Origin of the sequence: Kallipyga gabonensis (assembly GCF_001286805.1) — a bacterium.
Taxonomy (GTDB): Bacteria; Bacillota; Clostridia; order Tissierellales; family Peptoniphilaceae; genus Kallipyga; species Kallipyga gabonensis.
Genome location: NZ_CXYV01000002.1, coordinates 316143 through 340740, shown reverse-complemented (window position 1 = coordinate 340740; position 24598 = coordinate 316143). Strand labels below are relative to the sequence as shown.

Below are 24598 nucleotides of genomic sequence, written 5' to 3'. Positions count from 1 at the left end.
GATAAAAAAGTATACACCCTATCCTACCACGATTTACCGGGTGCAAGCGACAAACTTGTTGGTGGGCATGTCCGCCCGGTCCCGGTCCAGGTCAGCGTAGTCATAGCCATAGAGGGCGGCGAAGTCGATGGACTTGGGGCCGAAGCGGGATCGGATAGCAAAGAGGGCCTGACTCAGGTCCTCCTTTTTTTCATGGGGGGGATAGTCCGGGAAAAAAGCTCTTTGGGTGGCCTTGGGTCGTGGGAGGAGGCGGGAGGCTCGGAGGGTCATGGCTCGGACCCGGTGCTTCCAGAACCAGAAGCCGTCGAAGATGTCTATGGCCCGGTCGGCCAGGTCCTGGGCATTTTGGGTGGGATAGGGGAGGGGGAGGTCGTCGCTCATTTGGAAGAGGTTATTGTCCCGGACGGAGAGGGTGAGGCGGGTGGCGGAGAGGCCGGCGGAAAGGAGCTTGCCCTCCACTTCCTTGGCCAGGCGGCGGAGGGAGAGGGCCACCTCATCGCGGTTGACCAGGTCCCTTCGGAAGGTGGTTCCGCAGCCCAGAGACTTGATGGGAGGGCGAAAATCATAGGGAGCTACGGGGCTCCTGTCCCGGCCATTGGCTGCCAGCCAGAGCCGGTAGCCGTTGATGCCCAGGAGCTTACGGATGAACGCAGGATCCGATAGGGCCAGGTTGCCGATGGTGTGGATACCGAAGCGGGCCAGCTTTCTTGTCGTTTGGGGGCCGCAGAAGAGGAGGTCGGAGACCGGCAAGGGCCAGGCGATTTCCTTATAATTGGTCCGGTCAATCCGGGTTTGAGCATCCGGCTTTTTATAGTCGGAGCCCAGCTTGGCGAAGAATTTGTTGTCGGAGATTCCTACGGAGATGGTCACGCCCAGGTCGGTCCGGAACCGCTGGCGGAGGGTCCGGGCGATGGTTTCCCCATCTCCGAAGATGCGGTCGGTCCCGGTCACATCCAGCCAGCACTCGTCCATCCCGTAGGCTTCTACCCGGTTGGTGTAGTCCAGGTAGATGTGGTGGGCCATCTTAGAATAAGCGAGATAGAGGGTGAAGTCGGCAGGGACCAGGAGGAGGCCCGGACACTTTTGTTGGGCTTCCCAGATGGCCTCTCCGGTTTTAACCCCTTGGACCTTGGCTTCCTGGGACTTGGCCAGAATGATCCCGTTTCGGGCTTCTACTGATCCGCATACAGCCATGGCCTTGCCTCGTAGGGCAGGATTGCGGGCTTGTTCAATAGAAGCGTAGCAAGCGTTCATGTCGGCGTGGAGGATGGTGGGTCGCAAGATTGGGCCTCCTTTCTCACAAATAAGAAGATTAACTTCCTATTTGTGAGAAAGTATAGGAAGAAAAAGCTCGTTTGTCAAGAGAAAACAGAAGATATTTTTCATAAATTATTGAAAAAAGAAAAGTTTTTCTTCCGTTTTCGTGTATAATGGAAGGAGCAATAAAGGGTGACTGAGAAATGTAGGGGGAGATATGAAGTTTGCAGATAAGGTAAGGGACTTGCGGAAGAAGGCGGGCTGGACCCAGAAGGACCTGGCCGACCGACTGGGGGTGACGGTTCGGACGGTGGGCTCCTATGAGACGGGCCAGTCCTACCCCAAGAGTCGACAGATTTATGATAAGATGGCCAAGATTTTCTCGGTGGATCGGAACTATCTTCTTATGGAGGAGGTTGAAGAAGACGGGGGAGGAAGTGCGGCTCCGGACTTGGGGATGGCGGAAGCTCAGGACCTGGTCCGGCGGGCCTCAGCTATGTTTGCCGGTGGAAGTTTGACGGAAGAGGATAAGGATGCGGTCATGCGAGCCCTCCAGGATGCCTATTGGGAGGGACGAAAAGAGGGATAGGATAGATGGAGATTGAAAGACGGGTTTGTGCCCTGAAAGAGGAATTTCAAACGGATAATCCGGAGGACCTGGCCCGGGGGTTAGGGATCTCCATCTACGACCGGTCTGACTTCAGCCAGCTTTTGGGGATGTTTGCCGTGGTCGATAGGAGACCCTGCATCTTCCTCAATGCCAATATGGGGGAGAGAGACCGGCGGATTGTCCTGGCCCACGAGCTGGGCCACGCCGTCCTCCACCAATCGGAGGAGGGGATCCTTGACATGGTCCAATTCACCCTCTTTTCCACAACTTCCCGGTCGGAATATGAGGCCAATGTCTTTGCCGCCCATCTCCTTATGGATGATGGGGAGGTCCGGGACCACCTGAAGGAGGGGGTCGATGTCGTCAGCCTGGCCCAAACCCTCCAGGTGGACATTAATCTTCTTCTTATTAAGTTGCATGAAATGGACAAAAAGGGGATGGGAATGGACCTGCCGGACCTTCCCCCTTCGGACTTTTTGAAATATGGTCACCAATAGGGCTGGACATGGTCCGGTCCTGTAGGAGAAAAGAAAAGAGGAAACTATGATCGATATTCAATTATATGGAGAGGGTGGAGCTAAGGTGTCTTTCCTCCGCCCGGGAGACAAGGCGGAAGGAGGCCTTGGTGCCTACCTGGATAAGCTGGGTTTTGAGGGGAAGAAGGGGGAGATGGTCTACCTCCCCTCTCCGGAGGGGGCCGGCCAGGTTGCCCTGGGGTTAGGGGAGAAGGACCTGACCCTGGAAGACCTTCGGGAGATCTTCTTTGACCTGGGCAAGTTGGTCCGGGAGAAGAAGGAGGAGGTGGTGGAACTGGCTATGCCTGACCTGGGCCTCTGTCACCGGAAGACCCTGATGGCGGTCTATGAGGGCCTTCGTCAAGGGGACTACCGCTTCTCCAAGAAAACGGACAGGAAGGACGATGAGGTCCAATTGGTCATCAACTACATCCCTGCCGGGGGAAAGGAAGAGAAGCTTAGGGACGGTTTGGCCCGGATTAGGGATATGATGGATGGAGTTTTCTTTGCCCGGGACCTGGTCAATGAGCGGGCCAATGTCATTTATCCCGAAAGCCTGGCCAACCTGGCCAGGGAAAAGCTGGAGTCGGTGGGGGTCAAGGTGACGGTCTATGAGGAAGAGGCCATCCGGGATCTGGGGATGGAGGCCTACCTGGCAGTTGCCCGCGGGGCAGCCAACCGCCCCCGCCTCATCGTCATGGAGCTGGCCAATAGCGATGGCCCCAAGACAGCCCTGGTGGGCAAGGGCCTGACTTATGACAGTGGGGGCTATTGCGTGAAGACGCCCGGTGGCATGGCCACCATGCACTCGGATATGGGTGGGGCCGGCTCGGTCATCGGGACCATGTACGCCCTGGGCAAGTCCAAGGCCAAGTGCAATGTGGTGGGCCTGGTCGCGGCCTGCGAGAATATGATCTCCGGGACCGCATACAAGACAGGGGACATCATCGGCTCCATGAAGGGCTTGACCATTGAGGTGGTCAATACGGATGCCGAGGGTCGGCTGACCCTGGCGGACGCGGTCCACTACGCCTCGACCAACCTGGGTGCAGACCGGGTCATCGACCTGGCCACCCTGACCGGGGCCGTCCTCAGCGCCCTTGGCGAGGAGTACACCGGGGCCGTGACCAATGCACCGGACTTTTATGAGGAATTCCAGGAGGCCGCTGATCTGGCCGGGGAGAAGGTCTGGACCTTCCCCTATGACGACCTCTTCAAGAAGCTCAATGACTCCGACGTCGCTGACATCAAGAATTCGGCAGGTCGGGAAGCCGGGTCCGTCACCGCCGGCCTCTTTGTCGGAGCCTTTGTCAAGGAAGACCTCCCCTGGATCCACCTGGACATCGCCGGTACCGCCTACCGGTCCAAGGCCCGGAGCTACCTGCCCGCCATGGCTACCGGCATCCACGTCAAGACCCTCTACCATCTTCTGAACCCCCTGGTTTCCTGCGAATAAAGGGATCATCAAGAAGACCCCCTCAGCCTTCGCTTCATAGCGGGACTTGAGGGGGTCTTTTATAGAAAGGGATATCGATTTTTATATTTTTTTCCGGAGAAGATAGCTGACGATAATAAAAAGGAGACAAAGGGTGGCCATTGAAGAATCAGAATATGCCGAATTCACCGCTATTTGTTTGAAGAGGACCATATTTCCTTGCCATCGGGCAACAGCTTGGATGACTCCCTCAATCAGGTTAGTTAAAAAGAGAACTAGGGCAAAGCATCCACCTATCTTAAAGAGATGGTAAGAAAGATTGAGTTTGGTGTAGGGGCGCTTGATTTCTTCATATATTGAAAGAAGTTCTTTTTTCATGATGCCCTACCTTTGCCGTACAGAGCCTGTTTTATCGAGAAGAACACTGCCGTCTTCTCCAATATATAGGGTACGGTAGATGAGCCACCGATTCACCACGTGAGACTTTCCGGTAATGCCGGAGGTGGCAATCTGCTTCTTTTCGCCTTTCCAGACTTTTAGTGTTCCTGCTTGCTTATGAGTAGGGTTCATGGAATTATATAGTTTAACACCTAAGGATAATGGAAAGGTATATTTATTACTTGCAAATATCGTTTCTATCACTTCAGCAAAGTAATCCCTGTCATAAGCTTGCTTTTGGGTAAAATGCTTTACTCTTAATAAAACTAGAGGAGTTGTTTCATAATGATAAGTAAAAGGATTATTTCTAAACGGAACGGCACTTGATACTGGGGTAGAAGTCGATGAAATGATCTCTGAGCGAGAGGAAGCTGCGACACCTGGCATTGTGATAATGAGCAAAAGGGCCAATAGAATAGAAATTTTTTTCATACTTAACCTCCAATTATTTTGCACAGAATCATATTCTCCAAGGCGATTTGGCAAAATAAAATGCCTGTTACCTCCTTTCTATTCATTCACCTCTTATAATTAATTGTAATACTAATTATCAAAAAAACAAGATAAGGTTTTTCAATGAATAAAACAATCTATGATTATTTTGGTAATAACTAATACCTGAAAAACACAGATAGAAAGGTAAGTATAATTATACCGGCCCAACCGGCGAAATTGGTAGTAAGAGGGGTACTGCCATACCGTCCCAAATAGCGAATTCATCAGGAAGAGGGGTATTGTCATACCGTTCCAAATAGCGAAATCATCAGGAAGAGGGGTATCCTCGTACCGTTCCAAATGGCGAAATTCATCAGAAAGAGGGGTATTGTCGTACCGCTCCAATCGGAAAAATCACCAGGAAGAGGGGTGTTGCCGTACCGCCCCAAATGGCAAAATCACCAGGAAGAGGGGTATTTTCCGCCCTGGGCGGACCGGCCTCATGACCCTACCGTCGCCTCATGAGCCACCTACTTCAACTTGACGAAGAGTTGGTTGGCGCCGTCCTTGGAGTTTTTTCGGGTTTCCAATTTGACGTTTTTCACCGTGGGGATGAAGGAGGCGAGTTTGGTGTAGCCGTAGTTTCGGACGTCGAAGTCGGGATGGCGTTTGACCAACTGGTTGCCCAGGTTGGCCAGGGAGATCATGCCTTCTTCATCGGAGTTTTCCTGGATGATGTTGTTGATGGACCGCTTGATGATGGAGATGGAGGTCCCGGCCTTGGACTTGGAGGACTTGCTGTGGGGCCGGTTGTTGGATGAGGGGGACTTCCGGCTGCTGGAGGGTTTGGCGGTGGCCGGCTCTTCTTCTCGCTCCTCTTCCTCCTTGCCCTCACGGCTGGAGTCATAGAGGACGTCCAGGTATTTGAAAGAGTTGCAGGCGGCGATGAAGGCGGAGGGGGTTTTGGATTCTCCCATGCCGATGACGTGCATGCCGGATTCCCGGAGGCGGGAGGCCAGGCGGGTGAAGTCGGAGTCCGAGGAGACCAGGACAAAGCCGTCCACCGACATGGTGTAGAGGATGTCCATAGCGTCGATAATGAGGGCTGAATCCGAGGCGTTCTTGCCGGAGGTGTAGGTGTATTGCTGGATGGGGGTGATGGAGGCATCCAGAAGGGTGGACTTCCAACCGGAGTTTTCATTGGAGGTCCAGTCCCCATAGATCCGTCGGTAGGTGGTTAGCCCGTAATTGGAGACCTCATCAAAGATAATCTGGATGTACTTGGGGGAGACATTTTCTGCGTCGATCAGGACAGCATAGCGAGCTTCATCATTCATACGACACTTCCTCTTCTAGTTTGGAGAAACGGTAGGAGATGAGGATCCCGGCCGCCAACATAACCGCTCCGAAAGCCAGGGCCGGGAGAAAGGTCAGGCTGGCCTGGGCCAGGCCTTCTGCCGTGTACGCGGGGAGGATGATGGCGGGGAAGATCCCCAGGGTGGATCCGACGACCATGCCGAGGACGGAATGGAAAATCTTGGAGTAGTTATGGTCAAAGAGGTAGGTGGCGACCTTGGACAGGGCGAGGATACAGAGGATGATACCCAGGGAGAAGGGGAGGATCATGGACCAGTCCAGGCCGACCAGGGATCCGGCCATTTTGTCATAGAGGCCGAAGTAGATCAGGAAGTTGGAGGGGGACATGCCGGGGACAATAAAGCCCAAGGCAACCACGGCACCCGAGAAAAACCAGACCAGGGGAGAGGGTTGGATCTTGGGGAAATTCCGTCCCAGGAACATGAGGGCAAAGATAATCATGGCCCAGATCACTATGAGGACCAGGTCGGTTGAGTCCCGTCCCTCCTTGCCGGCTTGCTTATATAAGGAAGGGAAGGTCCCGATGACGAAGCCGATGAAGAGGCAGACGAATTGGGCCGCATATTGGCCGAAGGCCTTCTCCACGAAGATGGAGAAGAGGAAGATGCCGGCCAGGCCGCCGATGCCGATAGGGATGAAGAAGCGGACATTGGCCAGGAAGTGGTTCCGGATATTGGAAAGGAAGCGGATGGCGGGTTGGTAGACCCCGAAGATAACGGAGAGGACCCCGCCGGATAGGCCGGGGAGGATGCCCCCGATGCCGATTAAAATGCCCTTGACCAGGCGGATGACCCAGTTCTGCAGCCCGGGACCCGCATTGGGGGCTTGAATGAGATTCTTTGAAGATTCCATATGTAGATATACCTCCTATGGTAAGCGGTTTTATTTTACCATAACCGTCGAGCTTGGGGATATTATGGGATTTTCGAGAAAGATCCTTGGGCTCATCGGACCTAACTTGGTAAAATAAGTCGTAAGAAAGATCTGCCTATCGAAAGCAAATGACATGAGGAGGAACCATGAGGATCATTCCACCGGACGCATTCCGTCGATCGACCTGGTCGGGCGGCGAGACCACTGAGCTGACCATCTTCCCGGAAGGGGAGAACTTCAAGGACCGGACCTTCCTTTTCCGGATCTCATCTGCCAGCTTCACCGGGACGGAGTCCGTCTTCTCGGACTTTACCGGCTACCAGCGCTACATCCTTCCCCTGGCCGGCAGCCTCTGGCTGGCCCACGCTGACCCCCAGGGCCAGCCCCTCTACCGGCGGGACCTTGTTCCCTATGAGGTAGACTACTTTTCCGGCGCATGGACCACCCAATCCGGCAACAGCCTGGACTGCCGGGACTTCAACCTCATCGTCCGGGAAGACCTCCCCACCCAGCTGGCTGTCCTCCGTCCGGGGGAGGCCTATGTTCCCAAACGCCGGGGCCTCCTCTTTGCCTACTCTCCGGCTGACGCTCGCATCCGCCTGGGCAGCGGGGATCCCCAGGACCTCCCCGCCGGCCATCTGGCCCTGGTGGAGGAAGAGGATGCCCTCTTTCTATTGGAAGTAGTGTCCGCCGAAAGCCCCCTTGTGGTGGGGGAGGTGGGGGTTGGTGAAAAAGCTCAGAAAATCCTGCTGGTTGAAAAGTAGAAATTCTGCTGGATGAAGATTGAAAATCCTGCTGGTTGAAAAGTAGAAATTCTGCTGGATGAAGATTGAAAATCCTGCTGGTTGAAAAATAGAAATTCTGCTGGGTGAAGCTTGAAAATCCTGCTGGATGAATGGCAGGAGGTGCCAAGCCTATGGGATGCTGTCCGCTATGAGGTGGATCGGAGGGGTGAGTTGGGGCAATTTATCCTGACAGGATCATCTACGCCCACCCAGAAGGGAATTCTCCATAGTGGGGCGGGGAGAATTGGGTCCATTCGTATGCGACCCATGTCACTCTATGAATCCGGAGAGTCCAGCGGAGTCGTTTCACTCCAGGCGATCTGCCGGAAGGATTTCACAAACCATCTTGTTGAAGAAAGTAAAATAGAGGACCTCGCCCATTTTATTATTCGAGGAGGGTGGCCGGGTTCTTTGTCAGTAACAAGGGAGGACGCCTATCAGGTCCCAAGAGAATATCTTCATCAGGTCATTAACCATGATATTTACCGTTTGGAAGGGGTTAACCGTGATACAAACAAAATGGAAGCCCTTCTGCGATCTTTGGCGAGAAATGAATCGACCACAGCTAGCATTCAAACATTGATTCGGGATATTAGCTTCCATGATGGAAATCCTATTAATAGAGAGACGGTGAGCAATTATTTAGCCCTTTTTGACCGTCTTTTCTTGATCGAAGACCAGAAAGCTTTCTCATCCAATATTCGCTCCTCTGTTCCTATTAAGCAACAAGCCAAGCGACATTTCGTTGATCCTTCTCTTCCGGCGGCCTTACTAGGTGTCACCGAAGAAGCGTTGATTCAGGACCTTAACACCTTCGGTTTCCTTTTCGAATCCTTATGTGAACGGGACCTCCTCATTTATGCGGAATCTTTTGGAGGGAAGCTATCACACTACCAGGATTATAAGGGGAATGAGATAGATGCGGTTATTTCCTTTGATGATGGTGACTGGGCTGCTTTTGAAATCAAGTTGGGTGCCGGACAGATTGACAAGGCGGCAAAGCATCTTTTGGCGATCAAGAAACAATTTGCCGAGGATGGGTTAAAAGGACCGGAAGTCCTTTGCGTCCTATGTGGCTTAAGCCATGCTGTTTATCAGAGGGAAGATGGGGTGTATGTGGTTCCCATCACTGCCCTGAGAGAATAAGGGATGGCTTTTTCTTTATCTCGGCCTAATGATATAATTTTTATGGAAAGAAAACGCATTCACCATCATCCATTGTCCGAATCGATGTACTCAGCCCATTAGGGAGAAAGGAAGATCTCATGAAGCGCATCCTCTCATTTTTCCTCGTTTGCGTCTTGGCTTTGACGGCCTGCTCCGGCACGACCCAGGCACAGACCCAGGACCAGGTAGTAGCGGAGGTGGTCTCCACCATCAAGCAGGCAGATAGCCAGCCCGTCGGAATGAAGATGAAGGGCGAGATGGATCTGGGCCTAGCTCAATCGACCATGGACCTGACCGCCGATAAGGAGGCCAACACCCACATGAAGATGTCGGTGACCATGGCCATGCTGGGAATGACGAATGCCCAGGATGTGGAGTTCTATGTTTCCGGTGGTCATGGCTATGTCAAGCAGGAAGGAGGCGGCTGGCAGGAAACAGAGGGCCTATCCAAAGAAACCCTGATGAAAAATACCATGCTGCCGGGAAAGGACCAGGTCAAGGAGCTGGAAGGCCAGCTGAAGAAGGCGAAAATGACGGAAAAGGACGGAGCCTATGTTTTTGATATGGAATTGGACTTCAACGAATTTGCTAAGTCCACCGGGGCTCAGGGCCAAGAGGTTCTTCCGGAGGTCGAAAATACCACACTTCCTGTCAAAATGACCATGAAGTTTGACCAGAAGACCTACCGCCTCATCGGCCTTTCTTTTGATGGAACGGAAGCCATGAAAGAACAGATCACGGACTCCATGGAAGGGATGGGCATGAGCCCGGATGATTACAAGATGGTCGGAAACTTCGACATCGAATACCAGGATGATAACTTTCAATTGGCGGCGCCGGACGGAGTCCCGGCAGCCCGGTAAATTGAAGAAAAGGAGACAATATGACAAAGAAAAATCCCATTGTGACGATTGAAATGGAATCAGGGCGGACCATCCGGGCCGAGCTTTATCCGGACCTGGCCCCCAATACGGTCCGGAACTTCCTGGCCCTGGTGGCGGACGGCTTCTACGACGGAACTATCTTCCACCGGGTCATCCCCGGATTCATGATCCAGGGAGGCGACCCTGAGGGCACCGGCATGGGCGGCCCGGGCTACTCCATCCAAGGCGAATTTGCTTCCAACGGCATCCCCAACGACCTTAAACATGACCGGGGCGTCTTGTCCATGGCCCGGTCCATGATGCCCGACTCGGCCGGCTCTCAGTTTTTCATTATGCACGCTCCGGCACCCCATCTCGATGGCGACTATGCCGCATTCGGCAAGGTCATCGAGGGCCTGGATGTCGTTGATGAAATTGCCCAGACCCCGACCGGCTTCCAGGATCGCCCCCTCGAGGACCAGGTCATGAAGAAGGTGACCGCAGAAACCTTTGGGGAAAGCTACGATCCTCCGGAAAAGATGTAAAAACAAAGCAGCCCCCAGGCCTCTCGCCCCCAGGCCCACTTTCGCTTAGGCAAATCCTTCGGATTTGCAATGCGCTCAAGCTGGACCTGGGGGCTTTTATGGTGGGGGTGGTCGGAATTGCGAGGGGAGGAACTTGAAGAAAACAGGCGAACAGTTGGATAAAAGCTATCAAATCATAGGTTTATAGCTAGCAAATATCGCTCTATCGTGGTAAAGTTTTTACAGGAGGTGGTAATATGGCAAAAACAGCAAGCGTTTTTTCTCGTGTCGAGCCAGAGGTAAAAGATGAGGCGGAGAGGGTTTTGAACAAGCTTGGAATTCCTATGTCCAATGCGATTGATATGTTCTTACGACAGGTAGCTTTTCAGAAGAAGATGCCATTTGAGCTTTCATTACCAAAAGAGGATGACCTCCTTTTTGATCACTTAACTAGGGATGAGCTTAATCAAGAGATTCAAAAGGGAATTGAGGATCTTAATCAGGGTCGCATAAACACTTCAAAAGAGGTAAGAAAAAAATGGTTAAGAAGCTTGGGATGAATCGATGACTTTAGAGGTCCCAGAGCATTCGATTCTTTCCATGTGCCAATTACCTCATTTTTTATCGCCTTAACAAGGACAGAGTTGAAGTAATACGAGTGATTTATAAAAAACGCGATATGAGCCAGCAAATGGAATAATCATAGGATTAGGAAACTACAAAAGCAGCCCCCAGGCCCACTTTCGCTTAGGCAAATCCTTCGGATTTGCAATGCGCTCAAGCTGGACCTGGGGGCTTTTGGGTTTTTGGGGTGGTGGGCCAAAGGGAGCTGGGGAGCCGGCCCCCTCATTTGGCGAATTCCGGGAACAAGGGGGCCAAGTGGAGCCTCCTCATTTGGTGAAATCGGAGGAAAGGGGGGCCATGGTGAGCCTCCTCATTTGGTGAAATCGGAGGAAAGGGGGGCCATGGTGAGCCTCCTCATTTGGTGAAATCGGGAGAAAGGGAGGCCAAGCGGAGCCTCCTTATCCGGCGGAATGCGGGAACAAGGGGGCCAAGCGGAGCCTCCTCATTCGGCGAAATCCGGGAACAAGGGGGCCAAGCGGAGCCTCCTCATTCGGCAAAATTTGGGGAAAGGGGGCCAAGTGGAGCCTCCTCATTTGGCGAAATTTAGGGAAAAGGAGGGCCGCCATGGGCTCCCGCTGGCAACCATGAGCCCCGGCCACATGAGCCCCCGCAAAAAAGCCCCCGGTCGCCAAGAGGCGGTCAGGGGCTTTTGTTTTCTTCAATTCTTGCGTGGCATCAGCACCGGCGGTGCATCCGCCTCGCATGAGCGAGCTTCCTTCAATTACATCTCAATTTCAACGACTTTTTCCACAGCCTCGAGGAGGTCGTCATTGACCAGGAGGTCAGTCATCTTTTCCAGCTCGTCATACATCTGGATGTCTTTGTCGTGGGCGATGAAGTCGAGTTTGGACCGGACGAGGTCATAGGCGGCTTGGGTGCCCTTGCCCAGCTTTCCATCGGTCATTTCCTTGCGGAAGTCGATGGCCTGGACGGCAGCCATGATCTCGGTGGCGACGACACGGCGGGAGTTTTTGATGATCTCGCGGGCCTTGCGGGCAGCGATGGTTCCCATGGAGACGAAGTCTTCCTGGTTCTCGCAGGAGGTGATGGAGTCAACAGAGGCGGGGGGAGCCAGGACCTTGTTCTCGGAAACGAGAGCGGCACAGGCGTATTGGGTAATCATGAAGCCGGAGTTGAGACCGGGGTGTTTGACCAGGAAGGAGGGGAAGTCGGAGAGCTGGGCGTTGACCAGACGCTCAACCCGGCGTTCGGAGACGTTGCCGAGCTCAGCAGCACCGATGCCCAGGAAGTCGAAGGGCTGGGCCATGGGTTCGCCGTGGAAGTTTCCACCGGAGATGACTTCATCCTCGGAGATGATGATGGGGTTGTCAGTGGCCGCATTGACTTCGATGGCGACCTTGTCAGCAACATAGTTGATGGTATCCTTGGAAGCACCATGGATCTGGGGCATGCAGCGAAGGGTGTAGGCATCCTGGACACGAATCTCGGCCGTGTGGGTCATGAAGGTAGAGCCCTCGGTCAGGGTCCGGATGTTCTTGGCCGTGGTCAGGTTGCCGGCATGGGGGCGGATGGTGTGGAGCTTTTCATAGAAGGCATCGATAATGCCGCGGTGAGCTTCCAGGGAAAGGGCACCGGCAATATCAGCCAATTTAGCCAGCTTGATGGCGTCATAGGTAGCAAGAGCACCGATGGCGGTGAGGACGGTGGTTCCGTTGATGAGAGCCAGTCCCTCCTTGGCTTCCAGGTGGATAACCTTAACGCCGGCCTTGTCCATAGCCTCCTGGCCGGACATGAGTTCGCCCTTATAGAAAGCACGACCCAGGCCAAGCATGGGCAGGACCATGTGGGAGAGGGGGGCCAGGTCGCCGGATGCACCGATGGATCCTTTTTCAGGAACATGGGGGATGACACCCTTGTTCAGCATATCGAGGAGGGTCTGAACGGTTTCCAGACGGATACCTGAAACGCCCTTGACCAGGGAATTGATCCGGATCAGCATAAGAGCACGAACTTCTTCTTCACTCAGAGGATCGCCGTAGCCGGAGGAATGGGTCCGGATGAGGTTTTCCTGAAGCTGGGAGCAATCATCCTTGTCAATATGAACTTTGGCCAGGGAGCCGAAGCCGGTGGTAACACCGTAGACAACCCGTTCTTCTTCAACGATTTTGTCCACGATTTTCCGGGATTCTTTCACCTTTTCAATGTTTTCCGGGGCGATTTCTACCGGTGCCTTTTCACGAGCAACCGCAACCACCTCTTCCAGAGTCAGGTCTTCTCCATTCAAAATCACTTTTTCCATAAATATCCTCCTTATTGAGTCCTGCGACTCCAATTATCGCTTAGGTAGACAGCTTTCACTTCATCTATTCTAAAACGTTTTCGTCCAAAAACGGTCTATAGACCGGAAATTCCTGTAGAAAATCAGGAAGAAGTCTCAACAAATGGCCAAATTAGGCCAAAACAGTCGATCGTCAAAAATCTTTTCTTTTTTTGACGAAAATCTCCTCCTGTGACAAAATAGGGGAAAGAAGTCTTTAGCCTCATCTCCCCCTGTCCCGTGCCTTTGACCGGGCCAAGGTAGTGGAGAAGAGGTAAGCCCTTGAAAGGAGAAGGTCCATGGCCCGACTGGAAATCACCCTTTTCGGCATGCCCAAGGTTCAACTGGATGGGAAAGAAGTCTACTTTCCCTACGCGAAAATCAATGCAATGCTCTACTATTTAGCCGTCAAGCCGGTGGTGGGACGGGATGAAATCGCCGGACTTCTTTGGCCGGAGGAAGACGAACGCATCGCCAAAAAGAACCTTCGTAATGCCATCTACCAGGCGAAAAAAAGCCTGGGGGCGGAATTCATTGATTCACCCAAAAAATCCCTCCTTTGCCTGGATTGGAACCAGGACATTTTCTGTGATGCCCTCAAATTTGCGGACAACCCCGTGGACAACCTGACCCTCTATGGGGGCGATTTTTTAGATGGCTTCTACATTAAAGATAGCGAAGAATATGAGTTTTGGACCATGAAAATGCGGGCTTTCTATCAGGAAAAATATATCGCCAACGCCTATCGGGTCCTGTCCGAAGCCATTGACAAGGGCCATTTTGACCGGGTGGAAAAGCCTCTCCATACCCTGGTGGAGATGGATGAATTTGATGAACGCAATGTTCGTCTTCTGATGACCTTTTATGCGAAAACGGGACGGAGGGGGAAGGTTATCGAAGCTTATTATAACGTTAAGAAACTCCTCCGGGATGAATTGGGCATCAGCCCGGACAATGATACCCGAGCCCTCTATGAGGAGGCTGTTGCCCAGGTTCACCTGCCCCAAGAAGAAAAGGAGGAATTCTTCTATGGACGCTTCCCGGAGCTTGCTCAAGTTGGCGGGGCCATCCAAGCCCTGGCCAAGGGGCGGGGGAAGGGGCGATCTATCCTCTTGGAAGGGGAGGCAGGCGTCGGCAAGACGGCCCTCATCCGCCGGGCCATGGAGGACCTCCCCCAAGGGGTTCAGACGATGGAAGTCGTTGCCTACCAGGCAGAAACGCATTTTTCCCTACGCCCCATGGAGGTTTTTTTAGGACGTCTCGAAGATCTTCTTTCCAGCCAGGGGGAGGAAAAGACCACGGCCTGGAAGAATTTAATCCAGGATGCCCGATTGGAAAACTCGTCAGGCGACCTTTCCCGAACCATCCTCCTTGCCCTGGATCAAATCACCCAGAAGTCTCCTCTCCTGGTTGTCTTCGATGATCTTCACTGGATGGACGACCTCTCCGTCCAGGTCCTGACAGCCACCATCCTCCGGGCCAATCCACGAGTCCTCTTTCTCCTTCTTTCCCGGCCCGCCTTTCGTCAGGACCTGCTGGATATGACTTCCAGCCTGGTTAATGCGGGAAAGTTGACCCCCATCACGCTCAAACGATTTAACCGGAAAGAGTCCGAGGAATTCGTTCGACAAGCGATGGGGAAGAAGGTGGACAACAAGGTCATGGACCGGATTTATTGGGAAACGGAAGGGTCACCTTTCTTTTTAACGGAGTATCTCCAGGTCATGAACTCTCCGGATAAAGACCCTTTCATGACGCCCAAGATCAAGGACGCCATTCGTGCCCGTTTTGCCTTTCTTTCCCCTCAAGAAAGAAAGCTTATCGACCTGGTTTCTTATTTTTATGACGAAGCCCCCCTGTCCATCCTTTCCCAGCTGACGGGTTTATCCGACCTGGATTTGATTGGGATGTTGGAAGGATTAAAAAGAACCAACCTTTTGGTGGAAAAGGTCCACCAGGAAGATGTCGGTATTGCCTTCACCCATATCAAGCTTCGGGAGTACATCTACCAGGACCAATCTCCATCTAAACGCCAGGCCATCCATCAGCGAATCGGACAGATCCTGGAGGAAGGGATTGAAAAAGGGGGAACGGGCTACACCTATTCCAAGTTGGTGTACCACTTCCGCGGGGCAAAAGATCCTTTCAAGAGTTTAGAGTATGAGTTGGAGACTCTGAACTACTATCTGAATTTTTCTCATGAACTTTTTCCGGTTCTCACTAACCAGAGAGAGGATGACCGAGAGGGAGTCTATATTCCCAGGGATCGGGCCAAGTCCTCCTTTGACCACCTGGAAACCCAGTTCTCCAACCTCCATGGCCCGGATGAAAAAGAAGTCCACCGCCTTCTCATGATTTTCTACTATATTAAAGGACGTTATCTCATCCACGATGGCCTCTATGAGGAGGGAATCAAAGACATTCGGCGGGTCATTGACCTGGCTAAGGAGTTGGGGGACCAAGTCTCTGTTCTGGAATCCTACAAACAGGTCATTTTCTACCACATCCAGACCAATCAAGCCCAAGGAATGGACAAATATATTAAGGAAGGCTTGGATTTGGCTCGATCCCTCAAAGATAAGGAGGAAGAGGGAATCCTCCTCCGCCTCCAGGGACTTTATTTTATGATGGTCGGAGATAATGCCCAAGCCCGATCCTATCTGGAGGACTCCATTCATCTTTTCCAAGACCGAGATTTCCTGGAAAGCCGTTATGCGGTTAACATTGCCGCCGCCCACAACTACCTGGGCGAAATCCTCTTTCAGGAGGGCAAATATCAGGAGGCCTTGGTCGAATACGACCGGGCCATCAGCTTGTCTGAAGAGAAGAAGGCCTCATCCGCCATGTCCGTCTTCTACATCAACAAGGGCAAGGCCCTCTATGCCTTAGGTCAGGTGGACCTGGCCGGTGAGGAATTTGCCATGGCCTACCAGCTCTATGGTCTCTTTGACTCCTTCTGGAAGCGGCCGGTCCTTGAAGCCTACCTGGGCCTCTGTTATTTCGATACCGGGGATATGGAGGCTGCCGCCAAATTCCTCAGCCGGGCCGGCGAAAACCGGGCCTCCCTTAAGGACCCCCGGGCGGACGGGACTGTGGCCTTTGCCTGGGTACACATCCTGGAAACCACCGGCTCCTCCCCCCTCGACCCCGCCCTGGCCGCCATCCAAAGCCAGGACCTCCCCACCTACCGAGCCCGGGCCATGGCCGGCTTGGACCCTAACCGAGATGCTTTCGAGAGAGGAAGGTTGTAGGGGTGGGGTGGCATACTCGTGTCATGCGGCAGTCCTGTGTCATTGCACAGCAAGCGAAATCGTTGTTTTATGAGGAAAGTTGGGACAATAAAAGACAAAAATTTACCTCATGGGTAAATTATGAAATTGACGAAATCACCTCTTCATGTTATATTAAATTTACCTTATAGGTAAACTTTGAAAAGGGGTGACGGTTTGGTAATCACGTATAAATACAAAAAGATTGAAAAGATTTGTACGGATGCCAAATTAGCGGAAAAAACTTATGGTACAAACATGGCCCGAAAGATCCATCAGCGTATCGATGAAATCACAGCAGCTGATTCCGTTGAGATGATGATAGAGTATCGAATTGGACGATGCCATCCTTTAACACAAAATAGGAAGGGTCAGTATGCAGTAGATTTGGTACATCCCTATCGATTAGTTTTTGAAAAGATTAATGAAAAAATTCAAATTGCCCATATCTTGGAGATTGTTGATTACCACTGAATGAAGAGTCCGGAAAAGGAGGTGGCATGATGGTGAGAAGTCATACTTATATTGCAACGCCTCCCGGGGCGACAATAAAGGAACAATTGAATGATAGAGGAATGAGCCAGAAAGAGTTTGCCGCCAGGATGGACATGTCGGAGAAACATATCAGCAGGTTGATTAATGGCGAAGTGCAGTTAACACCGGAAACTGCGGTGAGATTGGAAATGGTGCTGGGCATTCCGGCTCGGTTTTGGAATAATCTGGAAGCTATTTTCAGGGAGAAGGTGATAAAAGCGGAAGCTGAAAATAGCATGGATGAGGATGCTGAACTAGCGAAGAAATTCCCTTACAAAGAAATGGCAGATAAGGGATGGGTCCCGGCGACAAAAAATATTTATGAAAAAGTATTTTATCTCAGAAAGTTCTTTGAGGTTATCAGACTTTCGCTCATTGGCAAAGATCAGATTACAAGAATAGCCTGTAGAAGGCTGAAGATCACCCAGAAAAGCGATCTAGCACTGATGGCATGGACTCAAGAGGTAAAGATCAAAGCGCGCCAGATCCCAACAGATCCAATTACCATCAAAGGTTTGAAGACTGCAGTGCCAGAGATTCGGAAGATGAGCTTGCTTGCACCGGAGGACTTTTGCCCACAATTGAAAGAATGTCTTGCAGACTGCGGAATTGCACTCGTTTTTCTTCCTCATTTGAAAGGATCCTTTTTGCAAGGAGCTTCCTTTATTGATGGAAATAAAATTGTTGTAGGCCTGACGGCGAGAGGGAAGGATGCTGATCGTTTCTGGTTCAGCCTTTTCCATGAGCTTGGACATATCATTCTTGGACATACTGGCCTGGCTAACGGTACATCGGAAGAGGATGAAAAAGCAGCAGATCAATGGGCTAGTAATGTCCTAATTAATGAAGAAGCTTTCGAAGCTTTCAAGAGTCAAGGGGATTATTCTGCCCAAAGCGTTAAGCATTTTGCCGAGGACCAGGGAATCGCTCCTGGGATTGTAGTTGGAAGAATGCAGCAGGAGCGGATGATAAAGCATAGCATGTTGAACTCATTAAAAGATAAGTACCTCATCGCCTATACATCTTGAAGCTAAAGCGTGGCGGAGCCATATGGAGCCCCCTCATTTAGGTGAATCGAGTGAAATGGGGATTCGCCAGTCCCCCTAGTTCACCAAAATCTCGATTCTAGGGGGACCATGCGGAAGCCCCGCCGTCCCACCTCGATGAGCTCCGCCAAAAAAGCCCTGCCCCTATCGGCACATTTCCGATAGAGGCAGGGCTCTTGTTTTTCCCGGCTTTCCCGGCTTTCTGAGATCCCTCGGGCTTCCCCGGGCTCCCGGGCCACCCGGCTCCGGGCTTCCCATCGCCTAGGCGATGGCTTCTTCTACCGCCTGGATGATGGGGCGGGTATCTTCCTCGACCTTGGCCAGGATGGTGGCCATGGAGGATTTTTTCTCTTCAACGTAAGCCTGATCTTTGATGGAACCCAGGTTGATCTTGACGTTATAGAAGGCGCCGACCACGGCCATGCGGAGGTTGTGGACGCCGAGGCCCAGGTCGGTGATGGCGTTGGTATTCCCCTTTTCCAGGAGGATGGGGGCATATTTGGTAAGTTCGGCGGCCTTGGTCCCTACGCCATAGGGGACGTTGGCGGCGTTTTTGTATTCAGACTGGATTTTTTCCCGGCGGGCCTGTTTCTCTTTGTCGGTGCCCTTGGGCATGCGGAAGGCGGCCATGACGCCGTTGAAGGAGTTGGCATCATTGTCCACTTCTTCCAGGAAGTGGTCCTGGAGGGCGTGGAGTTCGCGGGCCATGGTCTCCATCTCCTCTTTGACGTCGGTGTATTTGGGGGACTGGGCGGTGAGCTCAGCCACCATGGCGAAGAGGGCGGCGGATTGGGCAGCGGCCAGGGCGGCCACGGACCCGCCACCGGGGGCGGGGGAATTGGAGCCCAGTTCCTGGACGAAATCGGTCAGGGTCAGTTGACGCAGTTCCATGGTCCCTCCTATTCTTCGATCAGGAGGGTTTCGATGACCTGGTCGGCACGGAGGTCATGGCATTGGAGGTAGTAGGAAGCGGTGTCGACCAGGGCCTGGAGGGGGACCATGCCGATGAGTTCGGTTTCGCCCACGGTCACGCCATAGCGCTTGGCTTCATACTTGATCATCTCCAGGGCCTGGTAGATGGCGGACTTCCGGTAGTCAACCAGGTTCATGGAGACCTGGACCATCCCCTTATCTTCCAAGGAGAGGCCGATTCCCTTGACCTTGGCCAAGCCGCCGCCGATGTGGCGAACCTTGCGGGCGATAGCATCGGCAATCTCGAACTTATCCGTATTGAGGTTGACGTTAAAGGCGACCAGGTGGAAGCGGGCACCTACAGCGGTGCAGCCGGATTTGGCATTCATCTCATGGGGGCCATAGTCCGGCTCCCAGCCGTCTTCCTTGATCTTTTCAAAGAAGCCCTCATATTGTCCCTTCCGGACCTTGGCCAGGTTCTTGCGGGACTTGGATGTCGCTGCATCCTCATAGAGGTAGACCGGGATGCCCAGGTCGCCGATAGCCTTGCCCACCTTGTTGGCGTAGTCCACGCATTCTTCGGTGGTGGTTTCGGTGATGGGGATAAAGGGAACGACGTCGACCGCACCCATCCGGGGATGGCCCCCCTCATGCTTGGTCATGTCGATGACCTCCTGGGCCACCTTGACCGATTCGATCACGCAGTCGATGACCGCATCCGGGTCCCCGATGACCTCGACGACCGTCCGGTTGTGGTCCTTGTCGGGCTGGTAGTCCACCAGTTTGACATTTTCCTTGGCCCGGAAGCACTCGACAATCTTGTCCACTTTTTCCAGATCCCGACCCTCGGAATAGTTCGGGATGCACATGACACGCTTCATGGTTCCTCCTTATAAGGTATAGTTTGGGCCCTGGGCCCATTTCTCATTCTCATTCATCCTCACTCTAGCAGGGGGCAATCTACCCACCGTCTAAAAGCGGGTTGGTCAGCCATTTTTTGCAAAAAAATGCCCCCGAAACCGGAAGGCCGAGGGCATTTTGGTCCGTTTATCGACGGGTTTACTTCTTATCCGACGTCAAGGACAAATTGATAAACCAAGGGGCTTGGTCCTCGCCGGTTCCACTGAGAGCGAGCCTGCTGCCGTCCTTGAGCGTGTAGACGACCACATAAAGTCCGGATCCTCCCTTCTCATGGGGAAGGTGGTCAAAGTCCGACCAGGTGACATGGTCCCCGCCGACCTGGCCTAGATAGCGAATGACATCCTCCTTGGTTTGGATGGACTTGGGCTCGATTTTTCCCTCCTTTTCCTGTGGCTGGATGGAGGCCTTTTCCAGGTTGAGGGAAATATCCCGGGGAGGCTGGTCCATGGAATCTCCACTGAAATGCAGTGTACAACCGTCTTTTAACTGGTAGGTGATCAAGGGATGATTATTATAGCCCTCGGCGTTTTCCTTTTCATGGGGAAGGTGGTCAAAGTTCGACCAATTGATATTTTTTCCGCTCTTATGATCATAATATTGGAGGAATTGGGCGGCCGTGGTCACATCCTGACCCTTGATGGGGTCCTGCCGGAAAAAGTGAAAGTAGGCGACAACGGCAATGAGGATCAGGATACCCACAAGAGTACGACGTCTATTCTTGTTGTTCATGGTAATCACAGCTTTCATTGTTCATAAGGAGAGAAGGGTCTATTATCGTTTAATTAAGTAAAATCCGTAGAAATTATCGTAATTGTCTGATCCATAATTTTGATTTGCTTTCCTAGGGTTGATAATTGTTTTGCCAGACGCATCAACTCTTGTTATGGCAGTAGATCCTCTTTTATGGCTCCAATATCCATCAGAGTCCTGACGATACCAATGATAATCATGTTTCCCAATTACTAACGCAACCTTATATTCATTTTTTCCTGGTTTCTGATTCTCTGAAGCAGGACGAATCCCATTTACACTTGATAAATAGGGGACATCACGTTTTGCGGCTTCTATTATTGCATTTCCAGTTAATGATGTATATTTTTTTCCAGAAGCGTATCCTGGTTGTTGAGTGGCAAGATTTTGGCCTGATATATAGTTTAGAGCGTAAGTGTAGCAATTTGCCCGATTATTGTATTTATTCCAGTATCCAGGATTATATTTCAATTCATAACCTGAGAGGGGTAATATTTTATTTCCCGGATCTTGTGGATTAACGCCGAATACACGGAAAGGGGAGTTAATTAAGTTATCTGTTTCATCGGGCAAAAATAAGCTGGGGTAAAGTGAATCAAGGTTTGTACTATTTTTTTCATAAGAATAGCCATTTAACTCAAGTGGTCTATAGTTAATGTATTTTTGCTCCTCAGCGGATAATGAATCAAACCAACGAAGCCAATCTTTAGTTTCAGCACTGATCTGGTTAGAGTTTAGAATAAGAGGAATATCATTATGCGTAATCTGATTATCCTTGGCTAATACGTTAGGACCGATAAATACTAATATCATAGTTAAAACGAAGGTGAAAACGATATGTATTATTTTTTTCATAATAGTCCTTCTTTCAGATTTTGCTTTGATAATTGGAATAGGTTATCCTTCTGATAATTAATCAAGTAGGTCTTGGCGATTAAATGCTGATGAAATAGATTAATTCCTCCTTTCCAAAGATAAAAGCCACTTAAGAAGAAAGTAAAAAACGTTTTCTTTATTAAATATTATACCACAATATTATTAGTATCATTATTATTTTACCTTTTTCTTAGGCCATGGCTTCGGGGAACATTTCCATATACCGGGATTCAGACCCGCTTCCATCGATGATCTCTTCAATAATTTTTCCGTCCTTTAGCCAGAGGATGTCCTGGGTCATCTTATCCACTTCACTCAGGGTGTGGCTGGAGATGAGGATGGTGGTTCCCGCTTCAACCAGGTCTTTGAGGAGGCGGCGGACTTTGACAATGGCTGCCGGATCCAGACCGTTAAGGGGCTCATCCAGGATCATGAGTTTGGGCTTATTGAGCATAGCCAGGGCTAAGAGGAGGTGCTGTTTCATACCCAGGGAATAGTCGCCGACCTTTTTATTCATATAGCTTTCAATATCCAGAGCATCTACTACTTCTTTCACCCGATCCGGATCCAGTTTTTGAGCCTTTTGAATAAAAAAGAGGTGGTCGTAGCCGGTCAGGTAGTCGTAGAGGACACGGTTGTCCTTGAGAAAGGAGCAGGAATAGAAGATCTTGGGGTCCGTGTTCTTTAACCCGACCACCTCAATCGTTCCTGAGCTTGGGGAGATAATGTTGGAGATGCAATTAAAGAGGGTGGACTTCCCGGCTCCGTTGGGTCCAACCAAGGCATAGATGCCGGGTTGATCCAGGGTCAGGGTAATGCCTTTGAGGACCTCATGTTTTCCATAGGACTTCTTTAGATCCTTAATTTGTAAAATGGCCATGATTAACTCCGATCTTTTCATTCATTATCTTTATGTTGAACCAATACGTGTCCAACCAGGCCAAAGACCAACCCCCAAACCAAAAGGACGACCATCACCAGGGGAGGACTGGCCAGGGGGAGATCCCGCAGGACAGAAAGACTATTGTCAGCCACCAGGGAAACTTCCAGGTAGGGGAAGGGGGTCAGGGCCCGAAGGCTTGCTGGAAGGAAGCGGCACAGGACATAACCGGCCAATAGGAGAGCCGTGGTGGCGAAGATGAGGTTGTTTTTTTTCCGGATAAAGAGGGAGAGGAAGGTGGCCAGGGCAGAGATGAAGAAACTGACCAAAAAGAGGGTGACCATAGTTCGCCCTACAAAACCGGCAACGCTAATAAAGCGGTAGCCCCCATTTTCATAGAAGGCTACGGGATAGTTATAACTTCCAAAGCCTTCACAGACCCCGCCCAGAAGGATCTGAAAACCGAAGAAGACGGTGATGACAAAAACGGAGATCAGGACATGGGCAAGGATTTTCATCCAGTGGATGGTTTTTCGCCGGTAACCGGACGTGTACATGAGTTCGATTTGCCGCCCCCCCCCTCCCGGTCTGTCGTATAACCGGTCATGACCATAAGGAGGAGTAAAGTCAGACAAAGAAGGCCGGAATGCTCGCTGATTAACAACTCATAGGGGAAGAAAAATCCATCCGCCTCGTTCTTTGAGGTTTGAAGGACATATTCATCCCGAACTTTTGGACTCTCGAAGTGGTCGTAGGGGGAAATTGAGATGACATATTCGCCAACAAGAGGTTTTGCCCCTCTTTTCCCGGCTTCACGGTAGATGTCCTGGGTAAAGGCAAGGCTGGTGCCGGGGTAGTTCATCTTTCGAAACATGTGACGATACCAATCCACCTCTTTCTGGGCCTGCCGGCTAAGAGCGTCATAATAGGCTGCACTATCATTATTTTTATAGCTATCACTAAGGGATTGATATAGCTTCAATTTCTCCGCATGCTCTCGGTAGATGGTCTCATAGCTTTCCAAGAGGTCTTGGTAATAAGTTTTTATTTCCTCCGTCCAATCTTTGACCGGAATATAGCCCTCTTTTTCATTGCCATAGAGGTGGTTCATGGTGTCCGGGTCTTGTATGTAGTCCAGCTCCTTTTTTTGCGTCCTCAGCATCCTCCCGATATATACGAAGAAAGCCCTCGTCTCCCAATTGGTTTTGGCGAACATCACGAGCTAGCTTTAAGCGGGGAATGAATGCAATGACCAAGACCACAAGGCTTCCGATGAAAAAGGTTCGGAATCCCTGGCTATCGACAATCTTCAGGGTCTCCATCTTCAAAAGGGACATAGACCGTTTCCGCCCGGTCTTCCTTCCCTCAACAACTTCTACCTTGGGCAGGCAGGAGAGGGCAAAAAGCAGGAGGGAGTAGCCGATGAAGACCAAAGAAAAGAGGGGAGAGGAGGGAGGAAAGAGCTCCAGGTGAACCATTCCCCCGGGGGAGGTCCACATCCATTCCTCCCCCAACAAACGCAGGACGACCTTTCCGGCAAAGAGGGGGTTGGCACTGTTTTGGAAAAGCGGAAGATTTTGGGTCAAGACAAAGAGTCCGGCAAATAAGGTCAGGGAAAGAGCCAGGGCCTTTTGGCTGTGAAAACGGGTGGAGAAGAAAAGGGAGAGCATGGACCAAAACAGGGCAATGGAGAGAAAACTGACCAGGGAAAGAACGAGGACCTCCCAGCCGTAGTAAAAAAGGGGAGAGGAGGAAAGATCGGATAAGTTGCCCGGGTCCATGATCCGGTAGAGGGCTTGTCCACCTGCTAGGGGCAGACCAAGGAAGGAGAGGATGAGGAAGGAAAAAAGGCCCAGAAAAAGGAGGTAGAGGACCAGGTCGAAGACAATAACCAGGGCTTTTGCCAGGATGACCTTAGCCTTTGCCAGAGGCTGGGTGTAGAGAAAATGAATCGTCTCGTTCTCTCTTTCCTCGGCATAGAAATTGGCGTAGAGAAGGACAAAAAAGAGAAAGACGGGAAGACCCAGCAAGACCGGTGAGCGATGGATAAAGGCTTCGACCATATTCTCGCCTAGGGGATGAACGTTGGTGTAGGGGTCATCTTCATCGAGGCGGAGGAGTTCCTGATTCTTGAACACTTGCCACTTTAAGTTTTGCCTTTGCTCGCCGAAATGATCTGTAGCAAATTCCCGCAAGATGTCGGGATGCACATGACACGCTTCACGGTTC

Annotated in this window: 26 protein-coding genes; 11 read left to right on the top strand and 15 right to left on the bottom strand. The window is 51.5% G+C overall.

What is annotated here, in order from left to right; all coding sequences use genetic code 11:
• Positions 1–33 precede the first annotated feature (33 nt).
• Entirely contained in the window at positions 34–1281 is a 1248-nt protein-coding gene (locus BN2373_RS03015) for a DNA polymerase Y family protein (RefSeq protein WP_053942697.1), read from the bottom strand.
• A 193-nt stretch (positions 1282–1474) separates the two neighbouring features.
• On the opposite strand from BN2373_RS03015, the gene BN2373_RS03010 reads away from it, so the two are divergent.
• From BN2373_RS03010 to BN2373_RS03000, 3 genes are read left to right on the top strand one after another with little or no spacing between them, the layout of a single operon-like run.
• The gene (locus BN2373_RS03010) at positions 1475–1846 is read left to right on the top strand and encodes a helix-turn-helix domain-containing protein (RefSeq protein ID WP_053942696.1); all 372 of its coding nucleotides are present in this window, start codon (positions 1475–1477) and stop codon (positions 1844–1846) included.
• A 5-nt stretch (positions 1847–1851) separates the two neighbouring features.
• A complete protein-coding gene (locus BN2373_RS03005; RefSeq protein ID WP_053942695.1) occupies positions 1852–2364 on the top strand; it encodes an ImmA/IrrE family metallo-endopeptidase in 513 nt (170 codons plus the stop codon).
• 46 nt (positions 2365–2410) lie between these two features.
• Entirely contained in the window at positions 2411–3838 is a 1428-nt protein-coding gene (locus BN2373_RS03000) for a leucyl aminopeptidase (RefSeq protein ID WP_053942694.1), read from the top strand.
• Positions 3839–3919: 81 nt separating this feature from the next.
• On the opposite strand, the gene BN2373_RS02995 is transcribed toward BN2373_RS03000, so the two are convergent.
• The 4 genes from BN2373_RS02995 to BN2373_RS02980 form a co-directional block, all read right to left on the bottom strand.
• Complete coding sequence (locus BN2373_RS02995; RefSeq protein WP_053942693.1) at positions 3920–4195, bottom strand: hypothetical protein; 276 nt, start codon at positions 4193–4195, stop codon at positions 3920–3922.
• A gap of 6 nt (positions 4196–4201) precedes the next feature.
• Complete coding sequence (locus BN2373_RS02990; RefSeq protein ID WP_053942692.1) at positions 4202–4687, bottom strand: hypothetical protein; 486 nt, start codon at positions 4685–4687, stop codon at positions 4202–4204.
• Positions 4688–5220: 533 nt separating this feature from the next.
• Positions 5221–6027: an NYN domain-containing protein gene (locus BN2373_RS02985; protein ID WP_053942691.1), complete on the bottom strand. Its 807-nt coding sequence runs from the start codon at positions 6025–6027 to the stop codon at positions 5221–5223.
• The gene (locus BN2373_RS02980; RefSeq protein ID WP_053942690.1) at positions 6020–6919 is read right to left on the bottom strand and encodes a DUF368 domain-containing protein; all 900 of its coding nucleotides are present in this window, start codon (positions 6917–6919) and stop codon (positions 6020–6022) included. Before BN2373_RS02980 ends, BN2373_RS02985 begins: the two co-directional genes overlap by 8 nt.
• A 167-nt stretch (positions 6920–7086) precedes the next feature.
• Here BN2373_RS02980 and BN2373_RS02975 point away from each other — a divergent pair, with 167 nt between their 5' ends.
• From BN2373_RS02975 to BN2373_RS02955, 5 genes are all read left to right on the top strand, one after another.
• Entirely contained in the window at positions 7087–7704 is a 618-nt protein-coding gene (locus BN2373_RS02975) for a HutD/Ves family protein (RefSeq protein WP_053942689.1), read from the top strand.
• Between the two features lie 111 nt (positions 7705–7815).
• On the top strand, positions 7816–8871 hold the full coding sequence (locus BN2373_RS02970; protein ID WP_074017951.1) for an ATP-binding protein: 1056 nt from the start codon (positions 7816–7818) through the stop codon (positions 8869–8871).
• Between the two features lie 119 nt (positions 8872–8990).
• Complete coding sequence (locus BN2373_RS02965; protein ID WP_053942687.1) at positions 8991–9755, top strand: hypothetical protein; 765 nt, start codon at positions 8991–8993, stop codon at positions 9753–9755.
• 20 nt (positions 9756–9775) lie between these two features.
• The gene (locus BN2373_RS02960) at positions 9776–10300 is read left to right on the top strand and encodes a peptidylprolyl isomerase (RefSeq protein WP_053942686.1); all 525 of its coding nucleotides are present in this window, start codon (positions 9776–9778) and stop codon (positions 10298–10300) included.
• A 236-nt stretch (positions 10301–10536) separates the two neighbouring features.
• The gene (locus tag BN2373_RS02955; protein ID WP_053942685.1) at positions 10537–10839 is read left to right on the top strand and encodes a type II toxin-antitoxin system RelB/DinJ family antitoxin; all 303 of its coding nucleotides are present in this window, start codon (positions 10537–10539) and stop codon (positions 10837–10839) included.
• Between the two features lie 462 nt (positions 10840–11301).
• Here BN2373_RS02955 and BN2373_RS02950 read toward each other — a convergent pair whose 3' ends face one another.
• Together BN2373_RS02950 and hutH are read right to left on the bottom strand one after the other, a co-directional pair.
• Complete coding sequence (locus tag BN2373_RS02950; RefSeq protein WP_053942684.1) at positions 11302–11607, bottom strand: hypothetical protein; 306 nt, start codon at positions 11605–11607, stop codon at positions 11302–11304.
• A 17-nt stretch (positions 11608–11624) separates the two neighbouring features.
• Entirely contained in the window at positions 11625–13163 is a 1539-nt protein-coding gene (gene hutH / locus BN2373_RS02945; protein WP_053942683.1) for a histidine ammonia-lyase, read from the bottom strand.
• A gap of 317 nt (positions 13164–13480) precedes the next feature.
• Here hutH and BN2373_RS02940 point away from each other — a divergent pair, with 317 nt between their 5' ends.
• The 3 genes from BN2373_RS02940 to BN2373_RS02930 all read left to right on the top strand — a co-directional run bounded on the left by BN2373_RS02940 (position 13481) and on the right by BN2373_RS02930 (position 18012).
• Complete coding sequence (locus BN2373_RS02940) at positions 13481–16432, top strand: ATP-binding protein (RefSeq protein ID WP_053942682.1); 2952 nt, start codon at positions 13481–13483, stop codon at positions 16430–16432.
• Between the two features lie 195 nt (positions 16433–16627).
• Positions 16628–16924, top strand: coding sequence for a type II toxin-antitoxin system RelE/ParE family toxin (locus BN2373_RS02935; RefSeq protein ID WP_053942681.1), 297 nt, complete (start codon positions 16628–16630; stop codon positions 16922–16924).
• A 29-nt stretch (positions 16925–16953) separates the two neighbouring features.
• Positions 16954–18012 carry a HigA family addiction module antitoxin gene (locus BN2373_RS02930; RefSeq protein ID WP_053943485.1) on the top strand — a complete coding sequence of 353 codons (1059 nt, stop codon included), beginning with the start codon at positions 16954–16956 and terminating at the stop codon, positions 18010–18012.
• Between the two features lie 279 nt (positions 18013–18291).
• Here the strand turns inward: BN2373_RS02930 and BN2373_RS02925 are convergent, their stop codons facing one another.
• The 8 genes from BN2373_RS02925 to BN2373_RS02890 all read right to left on the bottom strand — a co-directional run bounded on the left by BN2373_RS02925 (position 18292) and on the right by BN2373_RS02890 (position 24507).
• Positions 18292–18921, bottom strand: coding sequence for a cyclodeaminase/cyclohydrolase family protein (locus tag BN2373_RS02925; RefSeq protein WP_053942680.1), 630 nt, complete (start codon positions 18919–18921; stop codon positions 18292–18294).
• Between the two features lie 8 nt (positions 18922–18929).
• Positions 18930–19823, bottom strand: a complete 894-nt coding sequence (gene ftcD, locus BN2373_RS02920) for a glutamate formimidoyltransferase (RefSeq protein WP_053942679.1) — start codon at positions 19821–19823, stop codon at positions 18930–18932.
• A gap of 178 nt (positions 19824–20001) precedes the next feature.
• Complete coding sequence (locus tag BN2373_RS02915; protein WP_154826121.1) at positions 20002–20610, bottom strand: hypothetical protein; 609 nt, start codon at positions 20608–20610, stop codon at positions 20002–20004.
• 24 nt (positions 20611–20634) lie between these two features.
• Positions 20635–21468 (bottom strand): hypothetical protein, encoded by an 834-nt coding sequence (locus BN2373_RS02910; protein WP_053942677.1) that lies wholly within the window; start codon positions 21466–21468, stop codon positions 20635–20637.
• Between the two features lie 211 nt (positions 21469–21679).
• Positions 21680–22369, bottom strand: coding sequence for an ABC transporter ATP-binding protein (locus BN2373_RS02905; RefSeq protein ID WP_053942676.1), 690 nt, complete (start codon positions 22367–22369; stop codon positions 21680–21682).
• A gap of 17 nt (positions 22370–22386) precedes the next feature.
• Positions 22387–22926: a hypothetical protein gene (locus BN2373_RS02900; protein WP_154826120.1), complete on the bottom strand. Its 540-nt coding sequence runs from the start codon at positions 22924–22926 to the stop codon at positions 22387–22389.
• Positions 22884–23531: a hypothetical protein gene (locus tag BN2373_RS02895; protein WP_154826119.1), complete on the bottom strand. Its 648-nt coding sequence runs from the start codon at positions 23529–23531 to the stop codon at positions 22884–22886. Before BN2373_RS02895 ends, BN2373_RS02900 begins: the two co-directional genes overlap by 43 nt.
• Positions 23458–24507, bottom strand: a complete 1050-nt coding sequence (locus BN2373_RS02890) for an ABC transporter permease (RefSeq protein ID WP_154826118.1) — start codon at positions 24505–24507, stop codon at positions 23458–23460. Before BN2373_RS02890 ends, BN2373_RS02895 begins: the two co-directional genes overlap by 74 nt.
• Positions 24508–24598: the final 91 nt, after the last annotated feature.